Source organism: Chryseobacterium sp. BLS98 (genome assembly GCF_001045445.1).
Lineage (GTDB): Bacteria > Bacteroidota > Bacteroidia > Flavobacteriales > Weeksellaceae > Chryseobacterium.
Genome location: NZ_LFNF01000002.1, coordinates 904,690 through 925,550 on the forward strand (window position 1 = coordinate 904,690; position 20,861 = coordinate 925,550).

General features: G+C 34.2%; 16 protein-coding genes and 1 tRNA gene. 4 read left to right on the plus strand and 13 right to left on the minus strand.

Features of this window, described 5'->3' with window-relative positions; genetic code table 11:
* Positions 1-51 precede the first annotated feature (51 nt).
* On the minus strand, positions 52-1,332 hold the full coding sequence (gene aceA / locus ACM40_RS09140) for an isocitrate lyase (RefSeq protein ID WP_048502492.1): 1,281 nt from the start codon (positions 1,330-1,332) through the stop codon (positions 52-54).
* A 172-nt stretch (positions 1,333-1,504) separates the two neighbouring features.
* Positions 1,505-3,082: a malate synthase A gene (gene aceB / locus ACM40_RS09145; protein ID WP_048502493.1), complete on the minus strand. Its 1,578-nt coding sequence runs from the start codon at positions 3,080-3,082 to the stop codon at positions 1,505-1,507.
* A 125-nt stretch (positions 3,083-3,207) separates the two neighbouring features.
* On the opposite strand from aceB, the gene ACM40_RS09150 reads away from it, so the two are divergent.
* The 3 genes from ACM40_RS09150 (at position 3,208) to ACM40_RS09160 (ending at position 6,320) form a co-directional block, all read left to right on the plus strand.
* Entirely contained in the window at positions 3,208-4,695 is a 1,488-nt protein-coding gene (locus tag ACM40_RS09150; protein ID WP_083996818.1) for a helix-turn-helix domain-containing protein, read from the plus strand.
* A 92-nt stretch (positions 4,696-4,787) separates the two neighbouring features.
* A complete protein-coding gene (locus ACM40_RS09155) occupies positions 4,788-5,441 on the plus strand; it encodes a ComF family protein (protein ID WP_048502495.1) in 654 nt (217 codons plus the stop codon).
* A 186-nt stretch (positions 5,442-5,627) separates the two neighbouring features.
* The gene (locus ACM40_RS09160) at positions 5,628-6,320 is read left to right on the plus strand and encodes an alpha/beta fold hydrolase (protein ID WP_048502496.1); all 693 of its coding nucleotides are present in this window, start codon (positions 5,628-5,630) and stop codon (positions 6,318-6,320) included.
* On the opposite strand, the gene upp is transcribed toward ACM40_RS09160, so the two are convergent.
* Together upp and der are read right to left on the minus strand one after the other, a co-directional pair.
* On the minus strand, positions 6,321-6,974 hold the full coding sequence (gene upp, locus ACM40_RS09165; protein WP_048502497.1) for a uracil phosphoribosyltransferase: 654 nt from the start codon (positions 6,972-6,974) through the stop codon (positions 6,321-6,323).
* A 77-nt stretch (positions 6,975-7,051) separates the two neighbouring features.
* Complete coding sequence (gene der, locus ACM40_RS09170; RefSeq protein ID WP_040998162.1) at positions 7,052-8,362, minus strand: ribosome biogenesis GTPase Der; 1,311 nt, start codon at positions 8,360-8,362, stop codon at positions 7,052-7,054.
* A 254-nt stretch (positions 8,363-8,616) separates the two neighbouring features.
* Here der and ACM40_RS09175 point away from each other — a divergent pair.
* Positions 8,617-8,687 (plus strand) — tRNA-Gln (locus tag ACM40_RS09175).
* A 460-nt stretch (positions 8,688-9,147) separates the two neighbouring features.
* Here the strand turns inward: ACM40_RS09175 and ACM40_RS09185 are convergent.
* The 9 genes from ACM40_RS09185 to ACM40_RS09225 all read right to left on the minus strand — a co-directional run bounded on the left by ACM40_RS09185 (position 9,148) and on the right by ACM40_RS09225 (position 20,753).
* The gene (locus ACM40_RS09185) at positions 9,148-9,669 is read right to left on the minus strand and encodes an HlyD family efflux transporter periplasmic adaptor subunit (protein WP_048502499.1); all 522 of its coding nucleotides are present in this window, start codon (positions 9,667-9,669) and stop codon (positions 9,148-9,150) included.
* A gap of 1 nt (position 9,670) precedes the next feature.
* The gene (locus ACM40_RS09190; RefSeq protein ID WP_048502500.1) at positions 9,671-11,866 is read right to left on the minus strand and encodes a peptidase domain-containing ABC transporter; all 2,196 of its coding nucleotides are present in this window, start codon (positions 11,864-11,866) and stop codon (positions 9,671-9,673) included.
* 407 nt (positions 11,867-12,273) lie between these two features.
* Positions 12,274-12,477: a hypothetical protein gene (locus ACM40_RS09195; protein WP_048502501.1), complete on the minus strand. Its 204-nt coding sequence runs from the start codon at positions 12,475-12,477 to the stop codon at positions 12,274-12,276.
* A gap of 61 nt (positions 12,478-12,538) precedes the next feature.
* The gene (locus ACM40_RS09200) at positions 12,539-13,372 is read right to left on the minus strand and encodes a carboxypeptidase-like regulatory domain-containing protein (RefSeq protein ID WP_048502502.1); all 834 of its coding nucleotides are present in this window, start codon (positions 13,370-13,372) and stop codon (positions 12,539-12,541) included.
* 8 nt (positions 13,373-13,380) lie between these two features.
* Positions 13,381-14,166, minus strand: a complete 786-nt coding sequence (locus tag ACM40_RS09205) for a hypothetical protein (protein ID WP_048502503.1) — start codon at positions 14,164-14,166, stop codon at positions 13,381-13,383.
* A gap of 230 nt (positions 14,167-14,396) precedes the next feature.
* On the minus strand, positions 14,397-17,339 hold the full coding sequence (locus ACM40_RS09210) for a thiopeptide-type bacteriocin biosynthesis protein (RefSeq protein ID WP_048502504.1): 2,943 nt from the start codon (positions 17,337-17,339) through the stop codon (positions 14,397-14,399).
* Complete coding sequence (locus tag ACM40_RS09215) at positions 17,340-18,839, minus strand: vitamin K epoxide reductase family protein (protein WP_048502505.1); 1,500 nt, start codon at positions 18,837-18,839, stop codon at positions 17,340-17,342. It lies immediately after the preceding gene.
* 163 nt (positions 18,840-19,002) lie between these two features.
* Complete coding sequence (locus ACM40_RS09220; RefSeq protein WP_048502506.1) at positions 19,003-19,230, minus strand: hypothetical protein; 228 nt, start codon at positions 19,228-19,230, stop codon at positions 19,003-19,005.
* 284 nt (positions 19,231-19,514) lie between these two features.
* On the minus strand, positions 19,515-20,753 hold the full coding sequence (locus ACM40_RS09225) for a hypothetical protein (RefSeq protein ID WP_048502507.1): 1,239 nt from the start codon (positions 20,751-20,753) through the stop codon (positions 19,515-19,517).
* Positions 20,754-20,861: the final 108 nt, after the last annotated feature.

Sequence of the window (20,861 nt, forward strand, 5' to 3'; positions counted from 1 at the left end):
TTCCCAAAACTGAGAAGGTTCACAACTAAAATTTATGTATATGGAAAATGATCAATGGAACTGTGCGGTTTCTGTAGAGTCTTTCATTGCTACTGTTGCAGAAGAGCCGTTAGTCACTACATTCTGAACCTCATCAAAATATCCTGTGCCTACAAACGATTGGTGTTTTACCGCCCTGAAGCCTTTTTGCTGAAGAGCAAATTCCCTTTCCTGAAGTTCGGAATATCCTGCCATTCCTCTTTCTTTATAAGCTAAGGCAAGCTCGAACATCGCCGTATTCAGGGCATGGAAACCTGCCAGTGTGATAAACTGGAATTTGTAGCCCATTTTGGCAAGCTCTTCACGGAAATTCGCCATTTCTTCCACACTAAGCCTTGCCGCCCAGTTGAATGACGGTGAGCAATTATAGGCCAGCATTTTCCCCGGGAACTGAGCATGGATGCCTTCGGCAAATTTTCTGGCCTGCTCCAGATCAGGATTGGAGGTTTCCATCCAGATCAGGTCTGCATATGGAGCGTAAGACAATCCTCTGTCAATTCCCTGCTCTACCCCGTTCTTCACTACATAGAAACCTTCGGAAGTTCTTTCCCCGGTCACAAATTTTTTATCCCTGTCATCAATATCCGAAGTCAGAAGATCTGCAGCATCGGCATCTGTTCTCGCAATAATGATACTTGGCACACCCAGTACATCAGAAGCCAGACGGGCTGCAATAAGTTTGTTAATAGCTTCCTGGGTGGGAACAAGCACTTTTCCTCCCAAGTGACCGCATTTTTTGGCTGAAGAAAGCTGGTCTTCAAAATGAACTGCTGCTGCTCCTGCTTCAATCATTTGCTTCATCAGCTCAAAAGCATTTAAATTGCCACCGAATCCCGCCTCTGCATCTGCAATGATCGGAACGAGATATTCTTTATTCCCGTTTCCACTCACTGACTGGACCTGATCCGCTCTCAGTAAGGCATTATTAATTTTTTTCACCACAGAAGGCACTGAATTGGCAGGATATAACGACTGGTCCGGATACATTTCCCCTGAAAGATTGGCATCCGCAGCTACCTGCCATCCTGAAAGATAAATGGCTTCCAGTCCTGCATCAACTTCCTGAACCGCCTGATTCCCCGTTAAAGCGCCAAGTCCGGCTACATAATCCTGGGTATTCAGTTTGTCCCAGAATTTTTTGGACATTTCTGTTGCAATGGTGTAATCAATCTTGTAAGAGCCGCGCAGCTTTAATACTTCTTCAGCGGTATATGTTCTTTTTACTCCGTTCCAGCGAGGATTATTCAGCCAATCCTGTTCTATAGCGTGGATCTGTTCTTGTTTTGTTTTCATAATATTTTGGATTTATTGTTAACTAGGGATTAGGTTATAGGTTGCAGGGATTAGGTAAAAGTTTAAATTATAGTAGGAGTAGGATCTTTTCTTTTTTTACACATAAACTCTCCTACACTCCCACACTCCTACACTCCCACTCTCTTACTCTCTCTCTTACTCAAAAACTCTTTTACTCAATAAAAGGATAGGCTTTCAAAGTGAGGAATTCCTCGAATTTTTCTGCAAATACCAATTCATTGAAGAGCTCTTTCGCAAGATTGAATTTTCCGTTTTTGAAACGTTCTTCACCTACATATTTTTCAATATTTTCTATTTCTTCAGCCTCCCACTGAAGGATCTTTTCACGGGTCAGGACCTGGCCGTCATCCAGTTTTGCCTCATTTTTCAGCCATTGCCAAAGCTGCGTTCTTGAAATTTCGGCAGTGGCAGCATCTTCCATCAGGTTGTAAATGGCTGCAGCACCGGTTCCCATCAACCAGCTTTCCAGATAGAGAATTCCAACATTGATATTTTTTCTTACCCCTTTTTGTGTAATCTCACCTTTCGGAACTTCAAGAAGATTGGCTTCTTTAATATGGTATTCAAATTTTTTATCGATTTGATTGTCTGTCGGCATATACTGGTCAAAAATATCTTTTGCTACAGAAACCAATGCCGGATGCGCCACCCAGGTTCCATCATGGCCGTTTTTCACCTCCCGCATCTTATCATTACGTACTTTTTCAAAAGCAATACTGTTGGCTTCATAGTTGTCTTTTACCGGAATCTGTGCAGCCATTCCTCCTATAGCATGAACGTTTCTTTTATGACAGATCTCGATCACCCTTTTTGAATAAGCGCTCATAAAAGGCGAAGCCATGGTTACCTGATCTCTGTCCGGAATCATAAATCCGGGAAAGTTTCTGAATTTTTTGATGAATGAGAAAATATAGTCCCATCTTCCGCAATTCAGGCCTGCGCTGTGTTCTTTTAATTCAAATAAAATTTCATCGATCTGAAATGAAGCTGTAATTGTTTCAATCAAAACGGTAGCTTTAATGGTACCCAGAGGAATTCCCAGATAATTCTGAGCAAAAACGAAAACATCATTCCACCAACGGGCTTCTTTATAATGCTCCAGTTTAGGCAGATAAAAATAAGGGCCGCTTCCGTTTTTCAGCAGCTGCTCTGCGTTATTGAAAAAATAAATTCCAAAATCGGTCAGTGAGCCTGAAGCTTCTTCCCCATTGATCTCCATGTGTTTTTCCGGAAGATGCAGCCCTCTTGGACGAACCTGCAACACAGCTGTTTCTTCATTAAGCCGGTAAGATTTCCCGTTTTCAACAGTAAAATCTATCTTACGCCGTACTGCATCCGCCAGGTTAATCTGTCCCTGGATGCAGTTTTTCCAGGTGGGCGAACTGCTGTCTTCAAAATCGGCCATAAAAGTCCGGGCCCCGGAATTCAATGCATTAATGATCATTTTGCGGTCTACAGGTCCTGTAATTTCTACTCTTCTGTCCAGCAAATCATCCGGAAGCGGTGCGCAAGTCCAATTTCCGTTTCTTACCTCTTCAGTTTCCGGTAAAAATCCGGGAAGGTTTCCCGAATCAAAAAACCGCTGTATATTTTTTCTTTCTTCTAGCAGATCTAATCTTTTTTGATTAAAGTTCTGATGAAGAGTAATTAAAAAATCAGTCAATTCCGGAGTAAAAACCTCCTCAAACTGCTTATGAGCTTTTATTTTCAGTTGTGTCTTTGTTTCCATAACCTGTTGATTTTGTGATTTGATATTACAAACATAAATAAAAATATTCACAATTAGCGAACGTTCGCTAATTATTTTAAAAAATTATTATGCGAATAATCGCAACCATTTTTTTATATTTGATTATGAATTCAGAAAGTGATTATATCAAAACCGTATTCGGATTGAAGCTGAAACAGCTGAGACAAAAGAAAAACTGGTCTCTGCAGGATCTCGCTGTAAAGACCGGATTGTCCAAATCTTACCTTAACGAAATTGAAAACGGAAAAAAATACCCGAAGCACGACAAGATCATTCTGCTTTCTGAATCACTGAACTGTACTTTTGATGAGCTGGTCTCAACCAAGCTGGATAAAAGTCTGTCTCCCTTCAACGAAATTTTACAATCGGATTTTTTCAAGGAAGTGCCGCTGGATCTTTTTGGTATTAATAAAAATAATCTGATCAGCATTATCAGTGATGCTCCTAAAAAAGTAACCGCTTTTATCAACGCCCTTATTGAAATTTCCCAGAATTACAACCTGGGAAAAGAACGTTTTTATTTTGCGGTGCTCAGGTCTTTCCAGGAACTTTATGATAATTATTTCCCTGAAATTGAGGAGAAAGCCAAAGAATTTATTAAGCAAAACGGACTTGACATCAGCAAAGATCTGAGAGCTTCTGTGCTGGAAAACATTCTTACTGAAAAATTCCATTACCGTATAAGGTCCGAAGATTTCGTACAGTTCGGGACCCTGGATAACCTGCGTTCTCTTTTTATCCCTGAACAGAAACTCCTTCTTTTGAATGAAAAACTTGAAAAAGATCAGCGGACATTTATTTTAGCCAAAGAGATCGGATTTAATATTCTGGAGTTAAAAGTTCGCCCAAACACTTATTCCTGGCTGGATTTTGGAAGTTTTGAGGAAATACTCAATAATTTTTATGCTTCGTATTTCGCCGGAGCCCTATTGATCTCTAAAGAAAAAACGGTTGAAAAAACAACAGAATTCCTTCTTCAACACACCTGGGAACCCAAAAGCTTTGAGGAACTGATTGAAAATTTCACAGATTCTCCTGAAACCTTTTATTATAGGCTTACCAACCTGCTTTCTTCTGAATTAGGCATTAAAGATTTGTTTTACCTGTGCCTGGTTAAGAAAAAAAATTCTGATAAAATCCAGATTTTGAAAGAGCTTCACCTGAACCATCAGCAGGCCCCACATGCCAATGCGACCAACGAACATTACTGCCGAAGATGGATTGCTGTGAAAAACCTGCATCATTTAAAGGAAAACGAAACCCTTACAGATGCTCAGATCTCTCATTATAAAGACCAGGGAGTAAGTTATCTTGTGATTTCAACCTCACAGAGAAATCCGTTTTCAGATGGCAGCAACAGAAGTTACTGTCTTGGAATTTTGCTGAATACGCAGACCATTAAGAAGATTGGCTTCGTAAAGTCAACGACCTTAAAAACCATTAACGTAGGAGTAACCTGCGAATCCTGCAGCATTCCGGACTGTGAGGTGAGACAGGCACCACCGGTACGCCTGGAAAAGGAATATTTCAATCTTAGCATGAAGAATGCAATTGAGAAGATCAGGAAACAGGTAATGATGAATAGTGAATAGTGAATAGTGAATAGTGAATAGTGAATGTAAAGTTATAAATCTGGGTTCCAATCTATATTTCTTATATCTTTATTCTTTAATTAAACACACAAATGATACTAGATTTATTTTTTCCAAACCGTTGTATAGACTGCAACCGGATCATTGATGGAGATCTTTTAGTCTGCAGCTTATGCTTTGAACAAATTCATTTTACCCATGCTGACTATTTCAGCGATACTATTGTTAAAGAAAAGTGCAGGCTTATGTTTCCTGTTGAAAGAACCTATGCTTTAATGAAATTTGAGGAAAACAGTTTAAGCCGGAAACTGATCCATGAACTGAAATACAAAAGCAGAGAAAATGCCGGGAAAACTCTTGCTGAATGGACAACAGAACGCCTTGACTTTAAAGACGAGCAACCGGACCTTCTGGTTTCCGTTCCGCTTCATCCAAAAAAATTAAGGGAAAGAGGTTATAATCAGCTGCATTTATTTACAGAAACCCTGTCAGAATTTTATACCATTCCTTTTGATCATGAGTTGGTACAGAGAAATCATTATTCAAAAGCACAGGCATTAAAAGATAAGAAGCACCGTCTGGAGACAGTAAATCCCTTTTCTCTCTCAAAACCTATTTCAGGAAAACACGTTCTTTTAATTGATGATGTTTTTACGACCGGAAATACGGTTTCATCAATTGCCTGGGAAATTTTAAATGCCGGAGATAATAAGGTGAGTGTTCTGGTGATGGCAGTGGATGCGTGATGTGGGTTTTGGTTTGAGAAGTTCAAGGTTTAAGGTTTTATGGTTCGGGATGCGGGTTGGGATCTCTATCAATTTATAGACATCTAAATTGAATATTGTAACTCAAAACATGAAACCCGAAACCCGAAACTCAATAATCTTTCATCTTCCGATTCTTTTTCCTAATTTTCCGGCAAACTATTGATCATGAAAAACCTGCTTTTACTTCACGGTGCTTTGGGACACAGCACTATTTTTAAACCTTATGAAAGAGACCTGTCAAAATATTTCAATATCCATACACTTCTATTTTCCGGCCACGGGAATACAGCGCTACCGGAAAACGGTATCAGCATTGAAAAATACACTGAGGAAATAAAAAACTATCTGGAGAAAGAAAATCTAAACGATGTCTGTATTTTCGGACACAGTATGGGAGGTTATGCCGCATTATGCTGTGCTCTGAGATATCCTGAAAGAATTAATTCTATCATGACTCTGGGTACAAAATTCGACTGGTCTGAGCAACAGGCCCTAAAGGAGAGTAAAATGCTTGATCCGGAGGCTATTCTTCTGAAAGTTCCACAATATGCCGAGCAGCTGGAAAAACAACATGGTTCAAAGTGGAAGCAATTATTGCCTGCGGTTGCAAATCTGATGGTTTCTCTTGGCAGAAATCCACCTCTTAATGAAAGCAGCCTCTGGGCTATTACTATTCCTGTACAGATCATGACGGGGGACAAGGATAATATGGTCAGCATTGAAGAAAGTGTAAGTGCCTACAAAAGTATTCCAAATGCGAAATTGGCCATACTTCCGGACACAAAACATCCTATGGAAAAAGTACGGCCCAATTTATTGTTTGATCTGATGAAAGATTTCTGGAATCTTTCGCTGTAGTTATCGTTGTAATTTTTCACCGTAGCTTAAATCTCCGGCATCACCAAGTCCAGGTGTAATATATCCTTTTGAAGTCAAACCTTCATCAATGGCTCCTACCCAAATTTTTGCGTCAGGATATGCTTTTTCGATGGTTTCCACTCCCTGTCTGGAAGCAATTGCTGCGACAATGTGCAGCTGGGTCGGTGTTCCGTTGGTCAAGAGATCTTTGATAGCCTCAATAAGTGAAGCTCCGGTTGCCAACATGGGATCTGCAACAATTAAAGGTCTTCCTTCGATATTCGGACAGGTAAGGTAATCCTGTTTGATCGAGAAGTAATCATTGGCGTCATGCTTTCTGTACGCAGCCACGAAACCGCAGTCTGCTCTGTCGAGATAGCTTAGAATTCCTTCAAACAAAGGTACTCCCGCTCTCAGAATAGTAGTAATTACGGGTTGAACTGCTATTTCCTGAACTTTAATCTTATCTAAAGGGGTCTGGATCTCGACTTCTTTATATTCCAGCCCTTTGCTGATCTCAAAAGCTGCGATTTCACCAATACGTTCCATATTTCTACGGAATCTCATTCGGTCATTCTGGATGTCTACATTCCTAAGCTCATTGATCCAGGAGTTTATTAAAGAAGATTGTTTGGACAACACAATTGTATTCATTATTCTGAAAAAGCTTTTAATATATGATTGGATATGAATAAAATCCCTCTCAGAAAAATCTAAAAGGGATTATTTTTTTATTTCTGTCTGAAATACACCTCGATTGGAACTCCGGTGAACCCGAATTCTTTTCTCAGTTGGTTTTCAGTAAATCTTTTGTACGGTTCTTTTACATACTGTGGCAGGTTGCAGAAAAATACAAACTGAGGAGACGGTGTCGGAAGCTGTACACAGTATTTGATTTTAATATATTTTCCTTTATTGGCCGGTGGCGGTGTCTGCTCAAAAATTGGAAGCATCACTTCATTCAGTTTTGAAGTTTTGATCTTCTTTTTACGATCTTCATAGACTTGCATAGCTACTTCCACAGCTTTCAGGATTCTTTGCTTCGTTAAAGCTGAAACAAATAGAATAGGAATATCGTTGAACTGACCAATTTTATCTTTAATCACTTTTTCGAAATCACGCATCGTGTTGGTCTGCTTGTCTTCCACCAGGTCCCATTTATTTACCAGAATTACAATTCCTTTCCTGTTTTTCTGAGCCAGTCCGAAGATATTCATATCCTGAGATTCCCATCCCAATGTAGCGTCTACCATAACGATCACGACATCAGAATATTCGATAGAACGAATGGATCTCATTACGGAATAGAATTCCAAATCTTCATTTACTTTAGATTTTCTTCTCATTCCGGCAGTGTCTACCAACACAAATTCGTGACCGAATTTATTGTAAAGTGTCTGAATACTGTCTCTTGTGGTCCCGGCAATATCGGTTACAATATTTCTTTCCACGTCCAGCAAAGCATTGGTCAGAGTAGATTTACCTACATTCGGACGGCCGGCGATGGTAATTTTAGGCAATCCTTCAAACGGGTCTTTATATTCCGTTGTTGGAAAATCTTTAACGATATCATCTAAAAGATCTCCGGTTCCTGAACCTGTAGCGGAAGAAAGTGTATAATATTTATCGATACCCAACTGGTAGAATTCTGTAGCGGGAAGTTCTTCTTTTGCAGAATCCACTTTATTGATCACAATGTAGATCGGTTTGTTTGATCTTCTTAAAAGACGGTAAATCTCATAATCGGTATCGGTAAGGCCTTCTTCTACGTTCATCATAAAAATGATAGAGGTAGCTTCATCCACTGCCAGCTGAACCTGCTTACGGATTTCTTCTTCAAAAATATCATCCGTTCCTACATCATATCCGCCGGTATCTATAACTGTAAAATCTACCCCGTTCCAATCGGATTTCCCGTAATGACGGTCCCTAGTAACACCAGCTGTAGAATCTACAATGGCTTCCCTTCTTTCAAGTAAACGGTTAAAAAGTGTGGATTTTCCTACGTTGGGACGCCCAACGATTGCGACAATATTTGACATAAAAATGTTTAATAAATGAAATTATTAATGGGTATCTCCAACTTTTGGAGCCCAATTTTTTTGCAAAGATAAGATTTTATTATTTAGGTGTTAAAATCTGCTTCTTATAAAAATATTTTCTGAATAAAACCGGTTTTGTATTTTATTAAAAATCACTGAATTATATATTATTACAGCTTTTATTGCTGTCTAACTATGAAAAATACTTTTTTCAATAAAATATTTTTTATAATTTCGCGCCACTAAAATAACAAAGACCCATGGTGTAGCGGTAACACTACTGATTTTGGTTCAGTCATCTGGGGTTCGAATCCCTGTGGGTCTACAAAAAAGCAATCAATTTAATTGATTGCTTTTTTTATTTCAGTTAAATTTTAAATAATATAGCCGGTACTTTATTATAAAGAGGAATCAAATAAAAGACTTTTTATAACGCCAGTTGTTAGCATCATTAAAAAGAAGAGCAAAAAGTAAGTGAAAAAATTTACAAATGGTTTTCTATTATTGTTATTTCCTAATGTATTAGTATTATAGCCATTTACAAAATTCCTGAGTCCTAGAGTAAATACAACAATAATTGATGTAAATATGATATAAAGAATAATGGATTGCTTCAGATTAAAAAAGAATAAGATTACTAAAATATCTATTAATGCAATAATCCAACTTAATTTAAATATTTTAAGAGACAATATATTTTTTCCCAACATTAAAAACAGCGAATTTGAGAATATGATTATAAGTAATATTATTTGTAAGATTGTATTCATAATATTAAAAATTATTTACCTCAATAATTTCTTTATCTGAAGGAATATTCTTTCTATAAACCGGGTATCTTGTACTACAATCTCTGCATTTCCTTTTAGTTCTTTATTCACAAAGATGTCTTTATCATAAGATGTTTTCAAACCATTTGGAAAAACAATATCTATATAAGAATTTTTACTGTCAGTTGATACCTCTTGAATTCGTGCATTTAAAACTCCATATTCCTGATAAGGAAAATCATATAGCTTAACTATAACTTTCTGTCCTTCCTTTACTTTAACTAAGTCATCTTGAGCCACAATAAGTTTCCCAAGTAAAATTTTATTATACCTTTGATTTTCAAGAGGATTTACAATTACTTTGGAGTTTACGAAATCTGGATATTTTACACAATAGCACACAACGGATAAAGAAAACAACAACACTATTGAAATGAAAAGATTTCCTTTTAAAATTACCCAATGAGGATTCTTATTCAGTAGGCTTTGCACACCCGCTGAACGTAATTCTGAATCTCTTAAATTATTTTCATTCATATTAATTTCCTAATTCCAGCTGGTCTTTTATTAATCGATAGTATTCGCCTTGAAACGTCACTAAATCATTGTGTGTACCTTCTTCTACAACCTTCCCTTTATCTAAAACAATAATTTTGTCCGCATTTTTAACAGTAGATAATCTATGAGCAATGACAATTGCTGTTTTTCCTTTAAAGAATTGTTTCAAATTCTCCATTATTATTCTTTCATTTTTTGCATCTAAAGAACTGGTAGCTTCATCAAAGAAAATATATTCAGGTGACTTGTAAACCGCTCTAGCAATAAACAATCTTTGTTTTTGGCCGCCACTCATTCCTACACCCTCATTTCCAATTTGGGTATTTTCTTTAAGAGGTAAATTTTCAATAAAATCTTTAATATTGGCAATTTCAATTGCTTGATTAAATTTTTCTTGTACAACCGAATCTTCACCAACTGCAATATTTTCGACTATGGTATCATTAAAAACATACCCCTCCTGCATCACAACTCCACAATTATCTCTCCAAAATCTAGGGGAAACCTTATTTAATTTTAAATCACCGATCATTACATCACCAATAATTGGCTCGTAAAATTTCAACAATAATTTTAGCAAAGTTGTTTTACCGCTTCCACTTGCACCCACAATGGCTGTGGTTTTTTGGTAAGGAATATTTAAGTTAAGATTTTCAAAAACATAATCCTCCGAACCTATATATCTAAAAGAAACATCTTTTAATATAATATCTTTTTCTGGAATTACAGAAATGTATTGTTCAGTTTCAGTTTCCTCATCTTCTTTGTCATGAATTTCGCCCAGCCTTTCTAATGAAATTTTAGCATCCTGTGATTGTTTTATAAATTCAATTAATTGTAAAAGAGGACTATTTAGCTGCCCTATTATATATTGAACAGACAGCATCATTCCTAATGTTAAATTTCCACTTATAACAAGCTTAGCAGAAAGAAAACTTACAAAAACATCTTTTATCTGATTAATAAAATTTCCACCCACAGATTGCCATTGTTCTAAGGATAAAGATTTCATTCTCAGCTTGAATATCTCTATTTGAATTGCTTCCCAACCCCATCTTTTCTTTTTCTCAGCATTATGTAATTTAATATCCTGCATCCCATTAATGAGTTCAATTACCTTGCTTCTTTCCTGAGACATTTGCCCGAACTTCTCATAATCCAGCAACTTTCTTTTTTTGAAAAAGAATAGAACCCACATCATATATAAAGTTGCTCCCAATAGATAAACAAGAAACAGTTTATAATCATAGAAAAACAATACTGCGCTGAAAACTACAAGATTTACTACCGAAAAAAGGATATTCAGAGATGTATTCGTTAATAGTTGTTCAATTCTATGGTGGTCATCTATTCTTTGAAGTATATCACCAGTCATTCGGGTATCGAAAAAGCTGATGGGCAATTTCATCAGTTTGATAAAGAAATCCGAAACTATAGAAATATTAATCCTTGTAGAAAGATGCAGTAAAATCCAACTCCTAACAATATCAAATCCCATTTTACCAATAAAAAGCATTACCTGAGCTAAGAGAATCAAATAAATAATATTTAAGTCTTGACTCTTTATTCCAATATCAACAATACTTTGTGTGAGAAAAGGAAATATGAGGGTTAACAGACTGCCAATTAATAAACCGATAATTAATTGTACTACAAGCCTTTTATATTTTACAAGATATTTTAAAAGAAATGAAAGACTCGCTTTATTTTCTTTTTTTTCAAATTTGTTTTTAAAGAACAAAGGGGTGGTTTCTAATGCCAAAATAACTCCCTCCTCAGTTGTTTCATCTGCATTCTCCCCAATCCAAGATTTTATAAAATCTTCTTTTGCATAAGTAATTAATCCATAACCAGGATCGGAAACATACACAGAGTTACTTTTAACATCAACATCATAAACAACTATATAATGAGATTTTCTCCAATGTACAATGCAAGGTAATGGAGTATCATTTTTTAATACCTCAAAATTAATTTTCATTCCAAGAGTATTAAAGCCGAGATTTTCAGCGGCATCACTTAAACCCGCTAAATTACTTCCCTCTCTTGTTGTTTCTGATAACTTTCTGATATGTTGCAATGGAATTTCTCTCCCAAAGTATTTAGAGATAATTCTCAAACAGGTTGGTCCACAATCTTTGGCGTCAGGTTGTTTATAAAATGGAAAGCTTTTCATTTTTAAATTTCTTCATCATCAATTAAATCCTGTATAAAATATATAATTTCTTTCCTTTCATAATTCTGAGGAAAGAAGTTATTACCAAAAACAGGTGTAAAATTTAGCCCTTAAACAATATTTTCTTTTTTTAACATTTAAAGATTAGTACAAACTCAAATTACTATTAAACTTCCATATTTCTTAATAGAACTTTTACAGTCCATATTTTCATATCATGGTGGATTTAAAAATAATTAGTAAATTCAATAGTATCAATTTATAGTTATTAAGTAAAAGTAATTTCTTAATAAATTTTCCATCACTCGTAAACTATTTAAATGTATAAAGCTGATTGATAAAAATACAGTACATAAAAAAACAGGCTTAATAAAAAACCTGTTTAAATTATGATATAGGGTAAGATACTAGTCTTTAGCTGCTCTACATTCTGCCCAAGTCATTGTATTACCTTCTCCACCTACCGGAGCTTCAATAATAGTCACATCTCCAATTTGTACATTAAATGAATGAGTAGCACAATAAAGCCAGCTATATCCACCACCGATAGATTTTAAAGACGATTTAGTTAATTTTGTTCCTTTGTTTTTTAAAATTGATAATTTTTTCATGGTTTAATTTTTTTTATTAATACTTCACAAGTATATGAGTTTTATTTGAAATTACCAAACTTTATTTCTTAATTAATACATCTAAATTGATAGATGGGACGCCTGATGAAAACTTTTTCCAATCACCATAATAAACTCTATAATAGGTACTTTGTGAAAATGTAAAAATATTTCCACTAAAATAGATATATCCAGTAAAATCACTAGCAGTTCTTACCGAAACGAAAAAATCTTCATCTATCCAAATATTTTTATCCGAAACATCTAAGCTTATCATATTATTTTTAATATCAGCATTAGTTATTTCTTTGGATAACGTTTCATTGATTAATGATTCACCAGGTAAATCATCTTTGCTTTTATATATATCAAAGACTAAATTAATTGGCGTTTCAATTTTATAATCACAAACATTAATATTAATGTTCTTAATTTTAATCTTTTTCTTATTTTTTATTTTAATTGCGTACTCATTAAAAAGAGCTTTATCCTTTCTAGAATCATAACCACAATATCTTGTTTTTGACTTCTTATTTTCACCAAGATTCTTCTCATACATTTTTTGAGGGGCTAATACTACTTGTTCTATATTAACTACCCTTTCTGTTAAAATAATATCGTGGTTATTCTTATTCAAATAATCCGACACTTTTATTTTGTAAGGCTCAAATCCTCCTAAATATGCAATAAGATTTTTATTTTTGTCAACATTAGTTAAATCAATTGAAAAAGAACCCTTTTCATCAGTAATATCCCCTGTCTCCTGACCTTCAACTCCTATAACAACTCCCGAAACTGATTTTTTGTCTCCATCATAAACAATCCCATTTATGGTTTGCGAAAAATAATTATTAAAGAATAATAATAGAAAGCAAATCCCGATAATTTTTTTCATAATTGTATTTATCTCTTATTAATATATTCTTGCAATAGATTTTTTAATTTTTTTTCAATTTCTAAAGTATTAAAATTATTAAAGTACTTTTCTGAGAATTTATATCTACTATCTAAATAAACAAGATATGATTCAAAACCAAATTCATCTAATCCTTGCTTTGTAAAGTAATCATCATAAAAAGTATCCTTTACTTTTCTATGGAAATTTTGTATTTCTGAAAAGTCTGGCTTATGCTTATCCTTTTTAAAAATCTGTTTTGCTACTAACCCTAATATTCCGCCTGAACCACTATTACCTATACTTAAAATACTAACCTGCCCTTGATTCATATCTGGAACTCCAAAGTTTGGTGTGGTAATTCTTGAATATTTTTTTTCTTCAGGATGGTCTTTTATATAGTCCTTTATTTCTTCATTCAGCAATTTCTTTTTATTAGAACCTCTAAGATTTATATCTTTTTTTAAATCACCCGTTGCATTAAAATCCAAATCAACTTGTTCAATTTCAATAGGTGATTGAATAAGGGTTACAGAAATTAAATTAGCAAAATCTTGATGATTCACTTTTCTTATAGTTCTATCATATTTTTCTTTAATAAATCTTAACTCATCATTTGTATTTGCTTTTATTTTAAAGAATCCCTGATGATCTGAAATTACCTGTTCGTTAGTTTGAATGTTAACAACGGATACATTTTGCAATATAAATCCCTGCTCCGAGATTGTATTTCCCGAAACAATATTTTGAGCATAAATGGAGATGCTAAACAATAGAAAGAATAAATATTTCATGCGAAACTACACAGCATACTACTTGCCAAATATAGTAAAATAACAGCTTAACAATTATATTATTTCATTTGACAATGAATTAATAAAAATTACATTATAGTTTACTAACTGAAAACCATTAAGCTATTCATATTTATTTTATAATTTTCAATTCTTTTCTTAGTTACTAAGATCTTTAAAGTTATTGAAGCTGTTATTTTAGCAGACAGTTTTCAAAAGTATAAATCCCGCTATTCCTTTTTATCCCGGTAAAATTTTTCTTTCAGATTCTTTTCCAAAATGTAATATATAATGTACTCAAAAAAGCGGTTATCTTTTTTTACGATACGCATCAAATGCATATGTATTAAATCGAAAGCCTGATCTTCTTTATCAGAATTTTTAAGATTGGTCTGTATCTCCGACCGGATTTTCCCTAACATATCATCTATCGCCGGATAATCATTAGATAAGATAGCATCAATATTATTTTTATTTTCAAGGATAATTCTATTGATAGATTTATTATTGTCAGGAGTTATTCCCAATTCCATTGCAAAGGACTCTTTTATTTTTTTCAGATAACTTATTTTATCCTCAAGGGTAGAAAAAAAGCAATCCAAATAATTCATTGCTGTCTTTAAACAGAAAAGCCAGTCTTCAACATTGCTGTCTGATGCATATTTCACAATCTCACAGGCTATGAGGCTGTCCCAGTAATATATTTTCTCAAAAAATAAAATATGATCACCCTGATATCTCAACATTTCCCTGTCATAAGTATCATATTGCAGAGAATCAATGTATGAAACTTTCTCCCATAAGATTTTATTTAACTGATCAACGAATTTCAATGGTTGGTCAGAGAAAACCCTGAATCTTATGTGAAAATCCGGAGCATAATAATACAAAAACATAAAATGTGAAATAATTCCTTCTTCTACCAGGTTTTTTAAAAAGGGAACAAGATCCAGTATTATTGTGTTTGCAATATCCTTATCAACAAATAATTTAAAATAAACACAGCCATGCATAAACGGATAGAGTTTATTTAAAACATACACCTCTTCAGGTAGTTTCTGAGAGGTATAGCTAAGAGAACTTTTATTCTTTAATGGAGTTATTATTTCCAAATTAATGGATGACTGATCTCCATCTGTAAAAAAGGGCTGGTAATCATCATAAATTGTCTCACAAACGATCAGAGTATTTTTCTTTTTAAGCTCTTTCAGGAATAGCTCCACGGATATTTGTATGTCCTGATTGATATACAGTTCCTGTTCCCCGTCAACGATGCAAAATGTTTTTTTAAGTCCTAATTTTTTTACATTTTCATGATAGAGCGATAATGCATCGCTGATATTTTCGTTTTTATTTTTAAAAAAATCAGAGGACTTTATAAGCCAATGGGCTTTCTTTAGAATATGCTTCTTATAACTGATCCTGGGGAAAAAACCAAGAGTATTCAATATATTATTGACATTAATTCCGCTCTTCTCATGGTTATCATACTGGGTGCTTACATCTAATAAAAACCTAAAAACAGGACTGTTTAATGCATGATGGTGATCAAAGAATGCATAAAATGTCGGAATGACATATTTATTAAGCTTCTTACTTCTCAGGTAAACTTTCGATTCAATGATCTGAATGTACAAATCATTAACGTCAATATATTTCTGGTCATGCTCTACCGGAACATCATTCGGATATCTTATGATATAATCAAACTTGATATTGCGCTTTACAATATGACCCGCCAGGTAGGTTGGCAAATGATCAACCTCTGCAAAAATAAAATCGGATCCGGCAATACTGTTTTGATATGAACCGATTTCCTCTGCAAAAGAGTTGATCTCCTGGTTTTCTGTAAATCTTCCCAGTATTTTTATCGGTGACGAAAAGGATACATAATTGATATTTATAACTTTTTTTCCTTCCTGCTGGGGATTTTTGAAAAGAGAATATGAGCAGTATTTAGTACTCGTGTCGGGAATATGATGTTTAAATGAAGCCAACTCATCTTTTGTAAATTCTATCTCTGTTTTTCCGTTCTTAGCCGCTTCGAATGTTTTTTTCAAAATAAGCAATTCGATCTTACTTAACTCTGCATCGGCGACATAATCCCCGGCACCGTAACCTATGTCTAAAGCTTCCAAGAACAAAATTTCTCTTTCCCCGTATTTTTTATTAAAAGAGTACATCAACTTGTTCAGCCTTGTTTGTTTTGAATTAAAATTCTGTGACAGCTTTTCATAAACAAACAAAATATCCTGCACATTGCTGATAGTATCAAAATCAATCTGAACAGTACTTTCAAAGTTTAAATCGTACTTTATTTTACTTGCGAGTGTATTACTTAAGGTTCCAGCTGTTTGAAATTCATAAACATCATTCAATGTCTGGAATAACCCGGGATCATCTTTTCCAAGTTCTTCGGAAAGAATGCTTCTCAGTAAGTCGTTCTTTATAAAATCCTTTCCAATGGTTGAGTAATTAAGGTCTGAAAAAATAATTGATTCATCAACCAGTTCGTTAAAAAATGCGTCTGCCTCTTCTTCACTGGCATCAAAACTCTCTTTTAGAAAATTAATGATTTCTGCCGCAGACTGTCCTTTCCTGCAGAAATTAAAAAAAGAATCCATTACCTCATCACGCTCTATACTAGCTTTGAGATAATTTTTTATTTTACTTTTAAAATTCTTCCGGATATAAATCAGCTCTGACTCTTTAGAATAAATGGTATTATTAAGGCTATAAGTAAGTTTCTCTCTGATGATTCTGTTTTCATTTGCCACTTTGATGAGCCGGTCCAGGTATTCATAATCAATTTTAGGCAGCAATTGCTTCTTATAGACAGGACTTCCTTTTTCATCATTGCGAGAGTGGTTAATTAAGCCAATTCCTGAAAACATTCCAAACGGTATAGATCTGCTTGCTGCGCGGGAAAAATACTTATAAAAAGTAATTTCTATATTCTTTTTTTTATCCGGAGATTTATCATCATACTGCAATAACAGGTGATAAAATTCTTCAGATGACATTTTTATAGATTTTATAAACAGTTCATCTTCTTGTAAACGTTGATATACCTCAGCAAAAGAAGGATTGGAAAGATAAGTATTCCTAAAAAAATCCAGGCTGAAAAGAGGTCTTCTCATGATGGATTTTGTAAACAGTGAATCGGGCATCATCTATAAGGAAAAGTTATTTGATTTTTTCATATCGCTTATTAAATCAGGAATAAAATACCTGAGAAATGATCTGGAATAATTTTCCGGAAAGACATGATGGTTTAAAAGTAATGTAGGTGAATGTTCAAAATTCGTAGACAAGCCGAAATTATCCTGATTGATTATATGATTTTCGATTTCTGAACTCAACTCGTCATCAATTGGATGCTTTTCTTCAAAAAAGCTGTAATCATTTGCCAGGAGCTCTAACGTGGAACCGCCTCCTGAATTTATATAATGATGAAAAATATTTTTTATAATCTCTTTACCTTCTGAAGTGAAATTTTTATCATAAAATATGATTTGAATGGTTAAATTATCCGCTTCATAATTATAGATATCCCATAAAGTCTTGTAAGTCTCTTTACAGTATTTACAGTTCGGGTTGGATATCATTGTAATTAAAGGCTTCGAAGGACTGGCTTCACCAATAACGATTCCGAGATTTTCCATATCAAAATCAATTCTTTTACTTTTTATTAAAGAGTATTTAAAGAGATCAAAGTTTCTGTAAAACTTGATCAATCCATTATTGGTCTTCTTTAATCTCTCTATTAAAGCTACATTTTGAGAAATAAAATAAGTAACTAAACCGGATCCTGCTATGATGATCAGGAACAGTAAAATCTTGTTAAAATTTAAATTGAACTGAAGTTTATTGAATGTAAGAACACTGATTAATATTTGTATATAAAGAATAGCAATTATACTAAGACATACTGTACAGAATTTTTTTTCTATAAAAAACTGGAAGTACAAAGAGTAGAGTGTTAAGGGTAAACTTAACATGACACCTATAAAAAACACACTATAAAATTCCGGGATTGCCGCACTAAAAGCCAGCAAAAAGAATTGCTGAATAAAGAAAAAGAAGCTGAGATGCCCCAACTTAACAGGTATTTTTTTATCTGAATTAATGATAGAATTGCAGCTTGATTTTTCTTCTTTTGATGAGCAAAACTTATTAGAAAAATCCGATTCTATTCCCAGCTCAATCGAAAGTCCGCTGTATGAAATATAAATTCCTATGATGGCACAAATTGAAAGAACAGGAATATAGAGTGATCCGAAAACTGAACCTATCAGTACAAGCATCATAAAAACCACAAACAAAAAAGCTGCTTTCGGATTAAACTTTAAAGACCATTGCATAGGATGCTCTTCAGTAACCAATACCAGAGATTTTTTCAATGTATTGGGGCTTTGTGATTTTACATATTCGAATTTTAAAGTATCATGCTGGTCATAAAAAATAACCAGATCTTTTTGATCGGCTTCGTCTTCTACATCCGGATAATTATAAATACTGTATTTAATATTCATCATATCCATTGTATCTGCATAGGACAGGATATCAGGATAATTCGGATGTGAGGAAATTCCTGTTTCAAAATCAGAATAATCTACATCAATATTCTTTTTTTTAAGATATTTATAAAGAATCTGAATATTGTTATTCATTTTTGTTCATATTTTTTAAGTAGAAAAGTATTGAGCTAACTAACAGAAATATCGTAAGAATTAGTCAACAATGGGGATTAACAAAGGCTGCTTTATTTTAAAACAGCCTTTTAATTTCACTATAAGAATATCTTACTTATTTCATAAGATTTTCAACTAAGTTTTAAGCACAGCAGTTAGTATGAGGTCTTCCGGAAAAATTATTCCAGATAGATCTTCCTGATGAGCATAGTGAGTCGGAGTTGCATCCTCCACCTTCTAATCCATCTTCCAGACCTTCTTCCATACCGATACCACCACCTCCTTTGAAGTCTTTTAACGTTTCTCTTGTAAGAGTTGAAGATTTCACAACTAATGACTTAGTTGACTTTTTAATTGTTAGCTTTTTCATAAAATGAGTATTAAATTTGTTTTTTAAGGTGAAACAAAGTTAGCTATTTATTTCAAACACACAAGAGATATTCAAAAATAAAACACTTTTTAGGGTCTTATTTTTTTAAAGGAATAAAAATATCGATCACAAACAATCATATAAAACACTAATATACAATTAATTAAATACAAAAATAAAATGAGAAAAAATTTCAAAAAAAAATCAATATTTTTTCATTGCCTCAATAAAATAGCCACTCTTTTTAAAAGAATGGCTATTATTTTTTATCAGTTCATTGAAATTTAATACCTGGAAATCAAAACCCAAGCTGATCCGGTACTTTGCACTGAAATCGCCCTTCCAAAATTACTGTTATTTAAATCGTAATTGGTAAAATTCCCTCCATTGATACGGAATGTTCCGCTAACCGTAACCGTAGTAGCTGTATCATTAACCAGATTATAAACTTTCCCCTGATTGGCTGTACTGGCAGCAGGAAGAGAAATATTTCCCGTTATAAGAACCGTGTAATCATCAGCGGCAACTGTTCCTGATGCTAAAGTTTTTATTTTTTGCGGCAATGATGAAGCATCTTTCCATAAAAGTTGAGCATTAGCGGCCCCATCAGAAACAAGAACCTGATTGGCTGTTCCATTTGTTCTTGGTAAAGTATAGTTTCCTTCTCCAGTACCGGATGTATTATTATAAATAAAAGTCGCTCCTTTCATTTTTTCCAGCATAAGAACGGTAGATTCCGCACTTGTTTTGCTGTGTGAAAAGCTTAAATAACTTGCAGAACCATCGCTTTTTCCCCAAACTGATGCATCTACCGTCTGATCTGAATTATTAGCCACCAATCCAAATATTCCTCCATTTGGGTTTGAGAATGTTGCCATACTTCCTCCTCCGTTTCCATAAGTGGATTGTAAACTGCTTATTCCCGGCCTCGTTAAGACTACACTTGTACTTGTAGCAGCCGATAAATCGCTATTATCAGCGTAATAAAATCCATTGCCTACCCCTAAAAGATTGGTATCTATCCCAAAATAGTTGCTTCCGCTTCCGTATTGAGCTTTCATATCTCCTTTCACTTCAAATTGTCTGTCGGATAATGCATCAGCAGCAGAAAATCCAATCCCTACTTTACCGTTCTGATAAATGTTTTGAGTATTAGCAGTTGCAGGATTTGCAGTATTTTGAATATTCCATGGTGATGCGGCAGTTCCTGTATTAAGTTTTACCCATTTATTCAGGCCTCCGTTAAAATAATAATACCCTTCAGAATTTACATCAGCCGTTTGTCCGGTTAGAGCTCCGGCAGCAGTTACATACACTAACGCTCCTGTTTGTGAAGCTGTGTAATTTTTGGCATTCAACTGGTCCCCGGTGATTCTGGGGGCAATCATTCCGTCAAATTTTGAAGTATCATCCGGATTTCCAACTACATCGAATGTAGCATTGGGAGTTGAAGTGTTAACCCCCACCTGGGCAAAGCCAAAAGTGCCTACCAATAGGAAGGCAGGAAATAATTTTTTAAGCATGTTTTATTTGTTTGTTTTTCAACAAATATATAATTAATTTAAATAGTCAACTCTTTTTTTTATTAATTTAAATAAAAATCAATAAAAAAAGACAGCTTTTTCAGCTGT

Excerpts from the sequence above, each read along its gene's own strand:
- aceA (WP_048502492.1), bottom strand. The coding sequence starts at position 1,332 with ATGAAAACAAAACAAGAACAGATCCACGCTATAGAACAGGATTGGCTG.
- aceB (WP_048502493.1), bottom strand. The coding sequence starts at position 3,082 with ATGGAAACAAAGACACAACTGAAAATAAAAGCTCATAAGCAGTTTGAG.
- ACM40_RS09150 (WP_083996818.1), top strand. The coding sequence starts at position 3,208 with ATGAATTCAGAAAGTGATTATATCAAAACCGTATTCGGATTGAAGCTG.
- ACM40_RS09155 (WP_048502495.1), top strand. The coding sequence starts at position 4,788 with ATGATACTAGATTTATTTTTTCCAAACCGTTGTATAGACTGCAACCGG.
- ACM40_RS09160 (WP_048502496.1), top strand. The coding sequence starts at position 5,628 with ATGAAAAACCTGCTTTTACTTCACGGTGCTTTGGGACACAGCACTATT.
- upp (WP_048502497.1), bottom strand. The coding sequence starts at position 6,974 with ATGAATACAATTGTGTTGTCCAAACAATCTTCTTTAATAAACTCCTGG.
- der (WP_040998162.1), bottom strand. The coding sequence starts at position 8,362 with ATGTCAAATATTGTCGCAATCGTTGGGCGTCCCAACGTAGGAAAATCC.
- ACM40_RS09185 (WP_048502499.1), bottom strand. The coding sequence starts at position 9,669 with ATGAATGAAAATAATTTAAGAGATTCAGAATTACGTTCAGCGGGTGTG.
- ACM40_RS09190 (WP_048502500.1), bottom strand. The coding sequence starts at position 11,866 with ATGAAAAGCTTTCCATTTTATAAACAACCTGACGCCAAAGATTGTGGA.
- ACM40_RS09195 (WP_048502501.1), bottom strand. The coding sequence starts at position 12,477 with ATGAAAAAATTATCAATTTTAAAAAACAAAGGAACAAAATTAACTAAA.
- ACM40_RS09200 (WP_048502502.1), bottom strand. The coding sequence starts at position 13,372 with ATGAAAAAAATTATCGGGATTTGCTTTCTATTATTATTCTTTAATAAT.
- ACM40_RS09205 (WP_048502503.1), bottom strand. The coding sequence starts at position 14,166 with ATGAAATATTTATTCTTTCTATTGTTTAGCATCTCCATTTATGCTCAA.
- ACM40_RS09210 (WP_048502504.1), bottom strand. The coding sequence starts at position 17,339 with ATGATGCCCGATTCACTGTTTACAAAATCCATCATGAGAAGACCTCTT.
- ACM40_RS09215 (WP_048502505.1), bottom strand. The coding sequence starts at position 18,839 with ATGAATAACAATATTCAGATTCTTTATAAATATCTTAAAAAAAAGAAT.
- ACM40_RS09220 (WP_048502506.1), bottom strand. The coding sequence starts at position 19,230 with ATGAAAAAGCTAACAATTAAAAAGTCAACTAAGTCATTAGTTGTGAAA.
- ACM40_RS09225 (WP_048502507.1), bottom strand. The coding sequence starts at position 20,753 with ATGCTTAAAAAATTATTTCCTGCCTTCCTATTGGTAGGCACTTTTGGC.